This is a genomic window from Rhizobacter sp. P5_C2, from assembly GCF_054049715.1.
Genome location: NZ_JBFULV010000056.1, coordinates 13,943 through 28,321, shown reverse-complemented (window position 1 = coordinate 28,321; position 14,379 = coordinate 13,943). Strand labels below are relative to the sequence as shown.

Sequence of the window (14,379 nt, the reverse complement as noted above, 5' to 3'; positions counted from 1 at the left end):
CTTGCCCGCGCATGGACACCTTGTGGCTTTCTTCGCCGGCCCCGGCACTGCGGCTCTGGGCCGATGGCCGGTGGAAGGTGAACCCCGCCGCGGCGCGGTGGGCGTCCGACCACGGCATTGCTGACGCAGGCTGGCAGGCGCTGGCCCGCGAACTCGTCGCCACGCTGCGCCACCCGGACCCCAGCAGTCGCGGGCGCATCGCGTTCCCCGGCTCCTCGCTCGAACTCGACTGGACCTCGGTGTGGCTCGACAGCGGCTGGCTCGCGTGGCTGGTGCTGCCGTCCGTCGATGCGGCCCGGCTCGCGCTGATCGAGCAGTTCGGCCGCACCGGCGCCTGGGAGCGAGATCTGCGCACCGGCGAGGGCCGCTGGGACACGCACATGTTCCGGTTGTGCGGCTTCGATCCGGCGGGCGGCGTGCCCAATTTCGACCAGGCGAGCGAGCGTGTCCATCCCGACGACCGCGACCGCTTCCGCCGCGAACACGAGCGCTTCGGCGAGGCGCCGGGCCGCTACGAGACCTGGTTCCGCCTCGTGCTGCCGGACGGCCAGGTCAAGGAATTCCATTCGCTGTGCGAGGTGCACCCCGGGCCGCAAGGCCGGCCGGTGCGCATGACCGGCATCCTGCTCGACGACACCGAAGGCACGACGCGCCTGCGCGAGATCGAGGCGCTGACCGCCAAGCTGAACCGCGCGGTCACGCTGGCCTCGGTGTCGGTGTGGCGCATCGACCTGGCGACGCAGCGCATCTATTTCAACGACTGGGGCTACCAGGTGATGGGCATCCCGCGCCCGCCCGACGGCCTGACGCTCGAGTACATGCGCTCGACCACCCACCCCGACGACCGCGACGCGGTGCTGCGCGCGGCCGACGAAGCCATCGCGACGCACCGTGTCGTCGACGTCGAGGCGCGCTACCTGAACCAGGACGGCAGCTACCGCCACCTGCTGACGCGCCGCGTCGCCGAGCGCGACGCGCAGGGGCGGGCGATCGCGCTGTCCGGCGTCTCGCTCGACCGCAGCGCGCAGATCGCCGAGCGCGAGCAGGCGCAGGCCTTCGCGCGCCGCATCGACATGGTCACCAACGCCGCGGGCGTCGGCATCTGGACGGTCGACATCGAGGCGCGCCAGGGCGAATGGAACGAGCAGATGTTCCGCATCTACGGGCTGCGCCCGCAGGACGGCGTGCCGAGCGAGGAGCGCTGGGCGCAGGAGTTGGTGCACCCGGACGACCGCGCGGCGATGCAGTCGCACGACGAGATCGCCGAGCGCGGCACGCAGCAGGGGCTGCAGTCGGAGTTCCGCATCCGCCGTGCGAGCGACGGCGAGGTGCGCTGGGTGTCGGCCTGGTCGCGGCGCGAACGCGTCAACGGCCGGTTGATGGCCTTCGGCGTCAACATCGACATCACCGAACTGCACAGCACCCGCGCTCAGTTGCGGCGGGTGCAGGAGCGCACGATGCTCGCCGCCGAATCGGCGGGCATCGGCACCTGGGAGCGCGACCTGCGCACCCAGGCCTCGCAATGGGATGCGCAGATGTTCCGGTTGCGCGGCCACCGCCCGGACGGACCGCTGGGCGCCAACGAGCTGCGCGACGGCTCGCGGCACCCCGACGACGTGGCCGAGCTGCAGCGCAAGATGGACGAGGCGGCGCGCGACGGCAGCGAGCTCGAGCACGAGTTCCGCGTGATCTGGCCCGACGGTTCGGTGCGCTGGCTGGCCACGCGCGGCCATGTGCAGCGCGACGCGCAGGGCCGCCCGGAGCGGCTGCTCGGCGTGAACTGGGACATCACCGAGCGCAAGCGCGCCGAGCAGGCGCTGCAGGACAAGGCGGCGGCCGAGCAGGCCAGCCGCGCGAAGAGCGAGTTCCTGGCGCGCATGAGCCATGAGCTGCGCACGCCGCTCAATGCGGTGCTCGGCTTCGCGCAGCTGCTGTCGGCCGACATCGGCGATCCGCTCAGCCTGGCGCAGGGCGAGCGCGTGGAGCGGATCCGCTCGGCCGGCCAGCACCTGCTCGCGCTGATCGACGACGTGCTCGACCTCGCGTCGATCGAGTCGAGCAGCATGCCGCTCGCCCACGAGGCGGTGCCGCTGCAGGCCGCGCTGCAGGACGTGCTGCAGTGGACCCGGCCGCAGGCCGACGAGGCCGGCGTCAGCGTGCAGGCCGCGCCGACAGCGGCCCAGGTGCTCGGCGACCCGCGGCGCGTGCGGCAGGTGCTCGCCAACCTGATGAGCAATGCCATCAAGTACAACAGCGCGGGCGGCCACGTGTGGCTGGCCGTGGAACGCGGCGCGTGGCAGGGCGCGCCGGCCTGGACGATCAAGGTGCGCGACAACGGCCGCGGCATGTCGGCCGCGCAGCGGCGCCACCTGTTCGAGCCCTTCAACCGGCTGGGCGCGGAGCGCGACGCGATCCAGGGCACCGGCATCGGGCTGGCCATCGTGCACCACCTGGTCAAGCTGATGCACGGCGACATTGGCGTCGACAGCGAGCCGGGGCACGGCAGCGAGTTCCGCATCGTGCTGCGGGCGGCCGCCGGTGCCGCGGCGTTGTCGTCACCGCAAGCCTTGCCCGCATCGGCGCCGTCGATCCTGATCCCGATCGCGCCGACCGCACCGGCCGCGCCGCTGCGCCTGCTCTACATCGAGGACAACCCGGTCAACGTGCTGCTCGTGCAGGAGCTGCTCGCCCACCATGGCCACGTGGCGCTGGCGGTTGCGGTGGATGGGATCTCGGGCGTGCGCCTCGCGCAGCGCTCGCGGCCCGACGTGGTGCTGGTCGACATGCAACTGCCCGACATCGATGGTGCCGAGGTGCTGCGCCGGTTGCGGGCCGATCCGGCACTGGCCGGCACGGCGATCGTCGCGCTGTCGGCCAACGCGATGCCGGAAGACGTCTCGCGGGCGCGCGAGGCGGGCTTCGACGACTACTGGACCAAGCCGATCGACTTCAAGGCCTTCCTGGCCGCGCTGGACCGCCTGGCCCAGGCGCGCCTGCCCGGCGAGAACATCGGCTTCCTGCCGACGGAGAGCTGATCAGGGCGCGAGGCGCTCGCGCCGCCAGCCGCCATCGGCCTGCCGGTAGCGCAGGCGATCGTGCAGGCGCGACTTGCGGCCCTGCCAGAACTCCCAGCTGTCCGGCACGAGGCGAAAACCGCCCCAGTGCGGCGGGCGCGGCGGGTTCAGCGCGAAGCGCGCCGCGGCCTTGGCGGCGTTGGCCACCAGCACGGCGCGCGAACCGATCACCTCGCTCTGCGGCGAGGCCCAGGCGCCGAGCCGCGAATCGAGCGGGCGCGACTGGAAGTAGGCATCCGACTCGGCCTCGCTGGTGCGCTCGACCCGGCCCTCGACGCGCACCACGCGCTCGAGTTCGACCCAATGGAACTGCAGCGCGGCCCACGGGTGGCCGGCCAGCTCGCGGCCCTTGCGGCTGTCGTAGTTGGTGTACCAGACCAGGCCGCGCGCATCGAAGCCCTTGATCAGCACGACGCGCGTCGACGGGCGCTGGTCGGGCCCCACCGTCGCGAGGGTCATCGCATTCGGCTCGGGCAACTGGCCGTCGAGCGCCTGCTGGAACCACAGCCCGAACTGTTCGAGCGGGTCGCTGCGCGAGGCGGTCTCGTCGAGTTCGGCGCGTTCGTAACTTTTACGGAGGTCGGCGATGTCGGGCATGCTGGCAGTATGTCGCAGAGAAAAAATACCGCAGGGAACAAAACACCCTGCGGGGAATGCCTTAAGTGAACGCCCCACTAGGCGGCGAAAGCAAACGATTCCATTCTTGCAGCCAAGGGCTTGCGTGCGGTGATGCGCCGGCTGCCATGACCAACAAGAACGTAGGGGGTGGCCTGATGAAGGCGCGGCCGGCGATCATCGTGCTCGCCGCGGGACGGGGTTCCCGTTTCGGCGGCACGCAGCACAAGCTCACGCAGAGCCTCGGAGCGTCCAGCGTTCTCGGGACGACGCTTCGGCACGCGCTCGCGACGCACCTGCCGGTGATCGTCGTCGCCACCGAGGTGCTGGCCGAAGAGGCCGCATTCCACGTCGCGACGCGCGACATCGTGATGCTGCCGACGGTCGGATCGGGCTCGCCGGTCAACGCGCAGCGCCTCGGCATGGGTTTCTCGATTGCCTCGGGCGTGGCGGCCTGCTCCGATGCGTCGGGCTGGCTGGTGCTGCCGGGCGACATGCCGATGGTGATGCCGTCGACGCTGGTGGCGGTGGCGCAGCAACTCGAGCACCATCCGGTGAGCTATGCGCAGTACAAGGGCCGGCGCGGCCATCCGGTGGGCTTTGCGGCCGAGCTGTACACCGAGCTGGTGATGCTGACCGGCGACGAAGGCGCACGCCGCCTGGTGGCGCGCTACCCGGCGCAGGCGGTCGATGTGGATGATTCCGGCGTGCTGATGGATGTCGACAGCGAAGGCGACCTCGATCGCGTCAGGGCGGCGTACAGCCCAGCGCTGTTCGGCGACTCGCGCTAGAGCGCGTGGCGCTCGACCAGGGCCACCAGCCGCTCGATGCCGCGGTCGCGGATCCCGCACTGGCGCAGCGAGCGCGCCGTCTCCATCAGGTAGTCGAGCGTCGTGCCATAGCGCCCGCAGGCGCTGCGCAGCACGCCGAGCAGGTGCTCGTCGCTCAGTGTGCCGGTGTAGTTCGGGCTGCTGCGGCTCAGCGTGAAGCCGAGCGCGCTCACCGCGCCCTGCGGCGTGCGGCACGGCAGCCAGCGGGCATCGTAGACGCCGGTCGGCATCTCGCGCGCCCACAGCTTCGGCAATTCGTCGTCGACGCGCTCGCGCTCGATGCGGTAGACCATGCCGCGGCACGAGCCGCCGGCCACCAGCGCGAACACCAGGCCCGGGCACTCGGGCGTGCCGCGGTTGATGCGCGACCGCATCTCGAGCGCGCGGTGCCAGCCATGCACCTGGGCGGGCCGCTGCTCGGCGGCCTCGAACTCGGGGCGCCAGATCAGCGACGCGTAGCCAAAGATCCACAGGTCGCCGCGGCCGCCCCAGCTCGCATGCACCTCGGCCAGCAGTTTGGCGGGGTCGCGCACGGGCGCCACGCCGGTTTCGATCACGGAGTCGAGCATGACCGACACTCTAGAATGAATTTTCTTCCGCCGGGAGCATGCGATGAGTGACCAAGACGACGACGTGCAGAAGGTCGCACTGGGGGCGGTGGCCTTCGTGGTGGCGCTGGTGCTGGCCGGGGTCATCGGCCTGGCGGCGTCGCGCGTGCTGCATGCGCCGAAGGCCAGCGGCACGGCCGTTGCCACCACCGCCGACACGTCCGCGGCCGAGCGCATCTACTTCGAGGTCGGCCAGGACAGCCTGCCCGCCGATGCCACCGACGTGCTGAACCGCGTGGCCGAAGCGGCCCGCTCGAACGGCGGCACCGTGCTGATCTCCGGCTTCCACGATGCGAGCGGCGATGCGGCCGCGAACGCCGAGCTGGCGAAGCGCCGCGCGCTGCGCGTGCAGCATGCGCTCGAAGCAAACGGCGTCACCGCCGACCACCTGCAGCTCAGCAAGCCGGCGGTGACCACCGGCGACGGCGATCCGAAGGCGGCACGGCGCGTCGAGTTGCGCCTGCAATAGAACCCCCGTGGAACCCATCGCGATACCGAGGTAGGACATCGCGCACATCCCGTGGCGGCCCTCGCCGATAGAGCGTGCGGATGCTGCGGCCTAAGCTCGGACGAATTCCGTTCAAGCAGGGGCCGCACGATGAAGATCCACCCGCAACGCCACGAGAACCTGAAGAAGATCGTCGACCTGGTCGAGGGCATCGACATCGCGATGCTGACCACCCAGGCCCCCGACGGCCGGTTGCTCGGCCGCCCGATGGCCGCGCTCGAGGTCGATGCCGACGGCAGCTTCTGGTTCTTCACCAGCGAGCGCTCGGCCAAGGTGCACCAGCTCGATCGCGTCAACCTGGCCTTCACCGATGAAGGCGACGCGACCTACGTGTCGATCAGCGGCCACGCCGCGATCGTGAACGACCGTCCCCGCATCGACGAGCTCTGGACGGCTGCCGCGAAGCCGTGGTTCCCGCAAGGCAAGGACGACCCCGACCTGGTGCTGCTGCGTGTCGATACCGACATCGCCGAGTACTGGGACGCCAACAGCAGCAGGATGATCCGCCTGCTCGCGATGGCCGCCTCGGCCGTCAGCGGCCGGCCGATCGGCCTCGGCGAGCACGAGGTCGTCAACAACCCGTCGCGCCCGCCGGTCTCGCACCAGCGCTCGCTCATCGGCGACTGATCCCGTGTCGCGGCGTCGTGCATGGTCGTGGAGCCTGCTCGGCCTGGCCGGCGCCGTGCTGGTGGCGTTCGCCGCCTGCGAGGCGCTGGGCTGGCCGTTCCTCGTCGGCCCGGCGCAGCGGATGCTGGCCGACACGCTGAAGCGCGACGTGCGCCTCGCCGACGGCGCGGACCAGGGCCGCGTCCACCTGCTCGGCGGGTTGCGTGTCGACATCCCGTTGCTGGAGATCGGCAGCGCCGCGTGGAGCAAGGATCCGTACTTCCTGCGTGCCGAGAACGCCCAGCTGCGTGTCGCCTACGCGGCGCTGTGGCGCGCACACCGTGGCGACGCGCTCGACATCAAGCGCCTGCACGCCGACCGGCTGATCGTGCATGCCGAGCGCCGGGCCGACGGCAGCGCGTCATGGCAGTTCGGCGAGCCGAAGGCCCAGCAGGAAAAGGGCACGCGGCTGCCGCGCGTGCGCTCGCTGTCGGTGACCAACGGCGAGCTGACGGTCGTCGATGCGCCGTTGAAGGCCGACATCCACGCGGATGTGCGCCTGGCCGACCAGGACACGTCGGCACCGCTGCCCGCCGGTGCCGCCTCAGCGCCGCTGACCGGCCTCGTCGTGCGCGCGACCGGCACCTATGGCGGCTTCTCGCTCGAAGGCGGTCTGCGGTCGATCGGCGTGATGCCGCTGCTGGCCAGCGATGACGACGCACCGCCGGTGCCGGTGACGCTGAGCCTGGATGCCGGCGGCCGCGCTGCGCTGCGCTTCCGCGGCACCGTGACCGACGTGATGAAGCTGGGCGGCATGACGGGGAAGGTGCGCGTGAGCGGCGCCTCGCTGTCGGCGATCGGCGACCCGTTGGGCGTCACGCTGCCGACCACCGGGCCGTTCGAGATCGAAGGCCGCGTCGCCAAGCATGGCGACGTGTGGAACGTGCTGGTCGACGACGCGACGGTCGGCAACAGCCGGCTGAATGCCGCGCTGACCTACGACATGCGCCCGAAGGTTCCGCGGCTGTCGGGCAAGGTCGCCGGGCCGCGGCTGCTGCTGGCCGACCTGCTGCCCAGCATCGGCGTCGGGCCCGCACCGGCGCCCGCCGTCGCGCCCGGGCAGAAGCCGCCGAAAAAGCCCGGCGATCGGGTGCTGCCGAACCGCGCGTTCGATCTTCCGTCGCTCAGCGCGATGGATGCGAACGTTCTGCTGGCCTTCGACCGGGCCGAGCTGGGCCGGATCTTCGCGTTGCCACTGGAACCGCTGCGCGCCCACCTGACGCTGGCTGACGGCAAGCTCGCGATCACCGACCTGGTGGCCAGCACGGCGGACGGGAGCCTGGCCGGCGCGGTGTCGCTGGATGGCAAGCCGAAGCTCGCGCTGTGGGACAGCGACCTGCGCTGGAGCGGCGTGCGCCTGGAGCGCTGGCTGAACCAGGGCCGGCCGGCCGACAAGCCGCCCTACGTGACGGGCCGCCTGATCGGCCAGGCCAGGCTGAAGGGCGAGGGCCGCTCGACCGCCGAGATCCTCGGCAGCCTGGACGGCACGGTCGTCACGCGCATCGTCGAAGGCAAGGTGTCGCACCTGGCCGTCGAGGGCGCTGGCCTCGACCTGGCGCAGGCGCTCGGCGTGATGGCCAAGGGCGATGAGTTGTTGACGATCGACTGTGCGCTGGTCGACCTGCAAGCGAAGAAGGGCGTGCTGCGGCCGCGCGCGATGGTGGTCGACACCAAGGATTCGACGATCTGGGCCGACGGCACCCTGTCACTCGCCGAAGAGAACATGGACCTGCGCGCGGTCGTCACGCCGAAGGACTTCAGTCCGCTCACGCTGCGCACGCCACTGCGCGTGCAAGGCACGTTCAGCGATCCGAAGATCTCGCTCGAGAAGGCGCCGCTCGCACGCAAGGTCGGCGCCAGCGTGCTGCTCGGCCTGCTGAATCCGCTGGCCGCGCTGATCCCGCTGGTCGACGTGGGCGAGCGGCAGCCTTCGGGCGAGGGCTGCAACGCCCTGCTCGAACGGGCGAAGCAGCACGCCCCGCCGGCGGGGGGGTGAGGCCCAGGCCCCATCGACGCGCAGGGGATGCGCTGTTGATTTGACGATGTAACTTGGTTACGCGATACTCGAAAGCCTGGTTACGACCCCGGCCGCGAGGTGCCGCCCATGAAACAAGCCCTGCAGGAAGTCACCCACCGCATCCGCGAACGCAGCACCCCGACGCGCACCGCCTACCTGGCCCGGATCGACAAGCTGGCGATGCGCCAGCGCGGTTCCGACCGCATGGGCTGTGCCAACGTCGCGCATGCCTTTGCCGCACTGCCGGCCAACGACAAGTTCAAGGTGGTGGCGCAACGCTCGCCGCACCTCGGCGTCGTCACCTCGTACAACGACATGCTGTCGGCGCACCAGCCGTACGAGCGCTTCCCCGACATCATCCGCGACGAGGCCCAGCGCCGCGGCGCGACGGTGCAGGTGGCCGGCGGCGTGCCGGCGATGTGCGACGGCGTGACGCAGGGCCTGCCCGGCATGGAGCTCAGCCTGTTCTCGCGCGACACCATCGCGATGGGCACTGCGGTCGCGCTGACGCACGACGTGTTCGATGCCGCGCTGCTGCTCGGCGTGTGCGACAAGATCGTGCCCGGGCTGCTGATCGGCGCGCTGCATTTCGGGCACCTGCCGTGCGTGTTCGTGCCGGCCGGGCCGATGGGCACCGGGCTGTCGAACACCGAGAAATCGAAGGTGCGCGAGAAGTACGCGCAAGGCCTGGTCGGCCGCGACCAGCTGCTCGAGGCCGAATCGGCCGCGTACCACGGCGCCGGCACCTGCACCTTCTACGGCACCGCCAACAGCAACCAGATGCTGCTCGAGGCGATGGGGCTGCACGTGCCCGGCGCCGCGTTCGTGCACCCGCATGCGCAGTTGCGCGAGGCGCTGACGCGCGAGGCGGTGCGCGCCGCGCTCGCGATCACGCAGGGGGGAGGGCGTTTCACGCCGATCGGCCGGCTGGTCGACGAGCGGGTGATCGTCAACGCGATGGTCGCGCTGCTGGCCACCGGCGGCTCGACCAACCACCTGATCCACTGGGTCGCGGTGGCGCGCGCCGCCGGCATCCTGATCGACTGGACCGATTTCTCCGAGCTGTCGCATGCCACGCCGCTGCTGGCGCGCGTCTACCCGAACGGCAGTGCCGACGTGAACCAGTTCCAGTCGGCCGGTGGGCCGGGCTTCGTGATCCGCGAGTTGCTCGATGCGGGCTACATGCATGCCGATGTCGCCGCGGTGGCCGAAGGCGGCATCGCGGCCTACGGCACGCTGCCGCACGGTGATGGCGAACGGCTGACCTGGTCGCCGCTGCCGGCGCAGAGCAACGACGACAGCGTGGTGCGCACCGCGGCCGCGCCGTTCAGCCCGTCGGGCGGCCTGAAGCTGCTGACCGGCAACCTCGGCCGGGCGGTGATCAAGATCTCGGCGGTGCCGGAAGACCGGCACGTCGTCGAGGCGCCGGCGCTGGTCTTCAACGCACAGGAAGAGCTGCTGGCCGCCTTCAAGGCCGGCGAACTGGAGCGCGATTTCATCGCCGTCGTGCGCTTCCAGGGGCCGCGCGCGAACGGCATGCCCGAGCTGCACAAGCTGACGCCGCCGCTGGCGGTGGCGCAGGGCAAGGGCTTCAAGGTGGCGCTGGTGACCGACGGCCGCATGAGCGGCGCGTCGGGCAAGGTGCCGGCGGCGATTCACGTGAGCCCCGAGGTGCTTGGCGGCGGCCCGCTCGGCAAGGTGCGCAACGGCGACATCATCCGGCTCGACGCGGTCGCCGGCACCTTGCAGGCGCTGGTGCCCGACGCAGAATGGGCGGCCCGCGAGGTCGCGCAGATCGACGCGCAGCAGCAGGAGAACAACACCCACGACCTCGGCCGCGACCTGTTCGGCGGCATGCGCCGCAACGTGCTGAGCGCCGAGCAGGGCGCGGTCACCTGGCTCTGAACCCTTCAAACCTTCGACGAGAGAACCCCGCATGAACACGCTCGAACTGGCCGGCCATGGCCCGGTGATCCCGGTGATCGTCATCAACCAGCTGGCCGACGCGGTGCCGATGGCCCGTGCGCTGGTGGAGGGTGGCGTCAAGGTGCTCGAAGTGACGCTGCGCACGCCGGTGGCGCTGCAGTGCATGGAGGCGATCGCGAGAGAGGTACCCGAGGCCATCCTCGGCGCCGGCACCGTGCGCAGCGTGGCCGATGCGAAGGCGGCGCTGAACGCCGGCTGCCAGTTTGCGGTGAGCCCGGGCTACACCAGCGAGATCGGCCGCGCGTGCCGCGAGATGGGCCTGCCGCTGCTGCCCGGCACGGCAACCGGCAGCGAGGTGATGCAGGCCAACGCCGACGGCTACTTCTTCCTGAAGTTCTTCCCGGCGATGCAGGCCGGCGGCATCCCGATGCTGAAGGCGCTGGCCGGGCCGTTCACCGACGTGGTGTTCTGCCCGACCGGCGGGATCACGCTGGAGACGGCGCCGCAGTTCCTGGCCTTGCCCAACGTCAAGGTGTGCGGCGGGTCTTGGCTGACGCCGGCGGATGCGGTGAAGGCGGGTGACTGGGCACGCATCACGCAGCTGGCGAAGGAAGCCAGCGCGCTGCGCGCCTGATCAGACCTCGACCAGCTTGCGGTTGGCAGCCCCTGGCAGCGTGCGCAGGCTGCGCCCGGTGCTCGCCGCGTACTCGCGCTTCAGGATCGTGTCGACGAACACCCAGTCGGCACGCGCCTCGCTCGCCGTCACGTTCAGCACCATGTAGCCGCGCAGGCTGGTCTGCGCATACTGCAGCGGCCCGATCAGCTGCGTCAGCGCGGCCGCGAACGCGGTCGGCTCCTCGGTCGTGAAGATGGTCTCGAAGCCGGGCGACGTCACCGACGAGGTCGCGAACTCCACGCCGACCGCATTCCCCGACAAATCCTTCAGGTCGCTGGCCCACGCGTTGTGCGTATCGCCGGCCAGCGAGATCAGGTTCTTGTCGTACGCACGCGCCGTGCCGAGCACGGTTTCACGCGCGGCCGCATAGCCGTCCCAGGCGTCGAGGTTGTACGGGATCGCCGGCTGCGCGAGGATCGCCTGCTCGGTCGGTGTCAGCGTTCCCGGCGCGGTGGCCGCCTTCGTCGCGATCGCGCCATACGCGGCCACGCTGATCTGCTGCGTGACGATCGGCGCCGGCACGTTCATGCGCGCCATCAGCACCTGCTGGCCGAGCACCTGCCAGGTGGCCGTGGACGCCTGCAGCTTCGACTGCAGCCAGGCCGTCTGCGTGGCCCCCATCAGCTGGCGCGTCGGGTTGCCGACCGCGTCGGTGAAGCCCTTCGCATCGAAGCCCGACGCAGTGATGTAGTTCGCATAGCTCAGCTGCTGGTCGCGACCGACCTGGCGCGTGTCCAGCATGTGCAACGACAGCAGCGAGCCGAAATCGAACGAGCGGTAGATCTGGTCCGGCTTGCTCGCGTCCGGCAGGCGGATCGGGATCCACTCCAGGTAGGCCTGGATGGCGGCCGCGCGGCGCGCGCTGAAGCTGCCTTCGGTCGCGGGCGTGTGGTTCTCGGCCCCGCCGGTCCAGGTGTCGTTGGCGACCTCGTGGTCGTCCCACACCGCGATCATCGGCGTCGCGGCATGCAGCGCCTGCAGGTCGACATCGCCGCGGTACTGCGCATAGCGGTGGCGGTAGTCGGCGAGCGTCAGCGTCTCGTTGGCCGGATCGGAGACGCGGCCGAGCGCGGCAGCGGTGTCCGACGCATAGCCGGCCGCGTCGTACTCGTAGATGTAGTCGCCCAGGTGCAGCGCGGCGTCGAAGTCGTTGCGCTTGGCGGCCTCGGCGTACACGTTGAAGTAGCCGGCCGGGTAGTTCGAGCACGAGAACACCGCGAGCCGTACCTGCGACACGCTGCCCACCGGCAAGGTCTTGGTGCGGCCGGTGGCCGAGCGCTTGCTGCCGATGCCGAAGCGGTAGTGGTAGACGGTGTTGGCGGCCAGACCAGAGACGTCGACCTTGGCGGTGTAGTCCTGCGCCGCGCTGGTGCTGACGCTGCCCGATTTGACGATGCTCGCGAACTGGCTGTCGCTGGCGAGTTCCCAGTTCAGCTGCAGCGTCGACTCGGTGGCCGGCGTCGCGCGCGTCCACAGGATCACGCGGTCGCTCAGCGGGTCGCCGCTCGCGACACCATGCTTGAACTCGACGCCCGCGCCGGCGTCAGCGCCAGCCTCGGAAGGACCGTCATCGCTGCCGCCGCAACCCGCAAGGCCCAATCCACCGCCGACGGCAACGGTGCCGAGGGCGACATCGCGGATGAACTGGCGGCGTGAGGTGTCGATGGTCATGAACGGCTTCCCAAGTGGTGGTGCAAAGCCCGCCACTGTGGAAAGCGTTCATGACAAGGGCATGAAGCTTCTACGCTGTCTTCAAGGCAGCTGCTGCGGTCGCCTGCCGCCGGATCAACAGCACCGACACCGCCGCCACCAGGCAGGCCGCACCCGCCGCGAACAAGGCCGGGTTGTACGTCAGCAGCAGCGTGCGCGTCAGTCCCGCGCCATAGGCCGCCACCGCCGCGCCCAACTGGTGCGATGCGAACACCCAGCCGAAGATCATGCCGGCGCGCTCCTTGCCGAACTCCTGCGCGGCGAGCTTCACGGTGGGCGGCACGGTCGCGATCCAGTCCAGCCCGTAGAACATCGCGAAAGTCGCGAGGCCGTACAGCGTGAACGTGGAATACGGCAGCCAGAACAGCGACAGCCCGCGCAGCCCGTAGTACCAGAAGAGCAGCTTGCGGTTGTCGTAGCGGTCGGACAGGTAGCCCGACAGCGTGGTGCCGACCAGGTCGAACGCGCCCATCATCGACAGCACCGACGCCGCCGGCACGGCCGACAGCCCGTTGTCGCTGCACAGCGAGATGAAGTGCGTCTGCAGCAGGCCGTTGGTGCTGAGCCCGCAGATGAAGAAGCTGGCCGCGAGGATCCAGAACGTGCGGTTGCGCGAGGCCTCGCGCAGCACCTTGAACGGCCCGAGGAAGTTCAGCGGCGCGGCGGCCGGCACCGGCGGCACCGCGGTACCTTCGGGTTCGCCGAGCGACAGCAGCCCCAGCTCGCTCGGGTGGTTGCGCATGAAGAAGGTGACCAGTGCCGCCACGATCACGCAGGCGATGAAGATCGGGATCACCGCATAGCGCCAGCCGTGGTGCTCGATGATCCAGGCCGCGAGCGGTAGGAAGATCAGCTGCCCGGTGGCGGTGCTCGCGGCGAACATGCCGACCACCAGCCCGCGGTTGGCGGTGAACCAGCGGTTCGCGACCATCGCGCCCAGCACCAGCGCGGTGAGGCCGGTGCCGCAGCCCAGCATCAGCCCCCACAGCAGGAACAGCTGCCACAGCTGCGTGATGCCGGTGGCCAGGACCATCGCGACCGCGATGAGGCTGGCGGCCGCCACCATGATGCGCGGCAGCCCGAAGCGAGCGATGAAGATCGCGGCGAACGGCCCGAGCAGGCCGAACAGTGCGAAGCGCACGGCGAAGACGGACGACAGCTGGTCGGTGGTCCAGCCGAACTCCTTCGACAGCGGCTGCATCATCGCGCCCGGCAGGCCGAGCGCGGCCGAGGTGGTCAGCATCGCGAAGAAGGTGACGGCAGCGATCACCCACGCGTAGTGGATGCCGCGGCGGCCGAGCGAGGTGGAAATGCGGTGGGAGAGCATGGCGGGTGTCCTCGGCGCAGGGCTCAGTCGAAGCGGCGTTCGATCAGTTCGACCTTGTAGCCGTCCGGATCGGTGATGAAGGCGATGACGGTGCTGCCGCCCTTGACCGGCCCGGCCTCGCGCGTGACGTTGCCGCCGCCGGCGCGGATGCGGTCGCAGGCCGCGGCGGCATCGGGCACCGCGATCGCGATGTGGCCGTAGGCGGTGCCAAGGTCATACGAGCTGACGCCGTGGTTGTAGGTCAGCTCCAGCTCGGCATGCTCCGGGTTCGGGCCGTAGCCGAGGAAGGCGAGCGAGTAGTGCTGCGACGGGTTCTCGGACTGGCGCAGCAGCGTCATGCCCATGATGTTGGTGTAGAAGTCGATCGAGCGCTGCAGGTCGCCGACGCGCAGCATGGTGTGGAGGAGTCGCATGGGAAGGTG

At 70.4% G+C, this 14,379-nt stretch carries 12 protein-coding genes; 7 read left to right on the top strand and 5 right to left on the bottom strand.

Annotated elements, in window-relative coordinates; all coding sequences use genetic code 11:
* Positions 1–11 precede the first annotated feature (11 nt).
* On the top strand, positions 12–3,035 hold the full coding sequence (locus tag ACXJLU_RS20345; RefSeq protein ID WP_457334076.1) for a hybrid sensor histidine kinase/response regulator: 3,024 nt from the start codon (positions 12–14) through the stop codon (positions 3,033–3,035).
* On the opposite strand, the gene pdxH is transcribed toward ACXJLU_RS20345, so the two are convergent.
* A complete protein-coding gene (gene pdxH / locus ACXJLU_RS20340) occupies positions 3,036–3,671 on the bottom strand; it encodes a pyridoxamine 5'-phosphate oxidase (protein ID WP_457334074.1) in 636 nt (211 codons plus the stop codon). It abuts the gene before it with no gap.
* A 146-nt stretch (positions 3,672–3,817) separates the two neighbouring features.
* Between pdxH and ACXJLU_RS20335 the strand changes: the two genes are divergently transcribed.
* Positions 3,818–4,480, top strand: coding sequence for a nucleotidyltransferase family protein (locus ACXJLU_RS20335; RefSeq protein WP_235002307.1), 663 nt, complete (start codon positions 3,818–3,820; stop codon positions 4,478–4,480).
* Here ACXJLU_RS20335 and ACXJLU_RS20330 read toward each other — a convergent pair.
* Complete coding sequence (locus ACXJLU_RS20330) at positions 4,477–5,088, bottom strand: gamma-glutamylcyclotransferase (protein WP_073465514.1); 612 nt, start codon at positions 5,086–5,088, stop codon at positions 4,477–4,479. The two genes, ACXJLU_RS20335 and ACXJLU_RS20330, sit on opposite strands and share 4 nt — an antisense overlap.
* 43 nt (positions 5,089–5,131) lie before the next feature.
* Here ACXJLU_RS20330 and ACXJLU_RS20325 point away from each other — a divergent pair, with 43 nt between their 5' ends.
* From ACXJLU_RS20325 to eda, 5 genes are all read left to right on the top strand, one after another.
* Positions 5,132–5,596: an OmpA family protein gene (locus tag ACXJLU_RS20325; RefSeq protein WP_457334072.1), complete on the top strand. Its 465-nt coding sequence runs from the start codon at positions 5,132–5,134 to the stop codon at positions 5,594–5,596.
* A gap of 129 nt (positions 5,597–5,725) precedes the next feature.
* A complete protein-coding gene (locus ACXJLU_RS20320) occupies positions 5,726–6,262 on the top strand; it encodes a pyridoxamine 5'-phosphate oxidase family protein (RefSeq protein ID WP_457334070.1) in 537 nt (178 codons plus the stop codon).
* Between the two features lie 4 nt (positions 6,263–6,266).
* Positions 6,267–8,297 (top strand): AsmA family protein, encoded by a 2,031-nt coding sequence (locus tag ACXJLU_RS20315; RefSeq protein WP_457334068.1) that lies wholly within the window; start codon positions 6,267–6,269, stop codon positions 8,295–8,297.
* 108 nt (positions 8,298–8,405) lie between these two features.
* Entirely contained in the window at positions 8,406–10,223 is a 1,818-nt protein-coding gene (gene edd, locus ACXJLU_RS20310; RefSeq protein WP_457334066.1) for a phosphogluconate dehydratase, read from the top strand.
* Positions 10,224–10,254: 31 nt separating this feature from the next.
* Positions 10,255–10,878 carry a bifunctional 4-hydroxy-2-oxoglutarate aldolase/2-dehydro-3-deoxy-phosphogluconate aldolase gene (gene eda / locus ACXJLU_RS20305; RefSeq protein WP_457334064.1) on the top strand — a complete coding sequence of 208 codons (624 nt, stop codon included), beginning with the start codon at positions 10,255–10,257 and terminating at the stop codon, positions 10,876–10,878.
* Here eda and ACXJLU_RS20300 read toward each other — a convergent pair whose 3' ends face one another.
* The 3 genes from ACXJLU_RS20300 to gloA form a co-directional block, all read right to left on the bottom strand.
* Positions 10,879–12,591, bottom strand: coding sequence for an alkaline phosphatase D family protein (locus ACXJLU_RS20300; protein ID WP_457334062.1), 1,713 nt, complete (start codon positions 12,589–12,591; stop codon positions 10,879–10,881).
* Between the two features lie 70 nt (positions 12,592–12,661).
* On the bottom strand, positions 12,662–13,957 hold the full coding sequence (locus tag ACXJLU_RS20295) for an MFS transporter (protein ID WP_457334060.1): 1,296 nt from the start codon (positions 13,955–13,957) through the stop codon (positions 12,662–12,664).
* A 23-nt stretch (positions 13,958–13,980) separates the two neighbouring features.
* Positions 13,981–14,370 carry a lactoylglutathione lyase gene (gene gloA, locus ACXJLU_RS20290; protein ID WP_457334058.1) on the bottom strand — a complete coding sequence of 130 codons (390 nt, stop codon included), beginning with the start codon at positions 14,368–14,370 and terminating at the stop codon, positions 13,981–13,983.
* Between the last annotated feature and the right edge of the window lie 9 nt (positions 14,371–14,379).

Coding starts and splice junctions, on each gene's coding strand:
- eda (WP_457334064.1), top strand. CDS start 10,255: ATGAACACGCTCGAACTGGCCGGCCATGGCCCGGTGATCCCGGTGATC.
- ACXJLU_RS20325 (WP_457334072.1), top strand. CDS start 5,132: ATGAGTGACCAAGACGACGACGTGCAGAAGGTCGCACTGGGGGCGGTG.
- ACXJLU_RS20320 (WP_457334070.1), top strand. CDS start 5,726: ATGAAGATCCACCCGCAACGCCACGAGAACCTGAAGAAGATCGTCGAC.
- ACXJLU_RS20295 (WP_457334060.1), bottom strand. CDS start 13,957: ATGCTCTCCCACCGCATTTCCACCTCGCTCGGCCGCCGCGGCATCCAC.
- ACXJLU_RS20330 (WP_073465514.1), bottom strand. CDS start 5,088: ATGCTCGACTCCGTGATCGAAACCGGCGTGGCGCCCGTGCGCGACCCC.
- ACXJLU_RS20300 (WP_457334062.1), bottom strand. CDS start 12,591: ATGACCATCGACACCTCACGCCGCCAGTTCATCCGCGATGTCGCCCTC.
- ACXJLU_RS20335 (WP_235002307.1), top strand. CDS start 3,818: ATGACCAACAAGAACGTAGGGGGTGGCCTGATGAAGGCGCGGCCGGCG.
- gloA (WP_457334058.1), bottom strand. CDS start 14,370: ATGCGACTCCTCCACACCATGCTGCGCGTCGGCGACCTGCAGCGCTCG.
- edd (WP_457334066.1), top strand. CDS start 8,406: ATGAAACAAGCCCTGCAGGAAGTCACCCACCGCATCCGCGAACGCAGC.
- pdxH (WP_457334074.1), bottom strand. CDS start 3,671: ATGCCCGACATCGCCGACCTCCGTAAAAGTTACGAACGCGCCGAACTC.
- ACXJLU_RS20345 (WP_457334076.1), top strand. CDS start 12: ATGGACACCTTGTGGCTTTCTTCGCCGGCCCCGGCACTGCGGCTCTGG.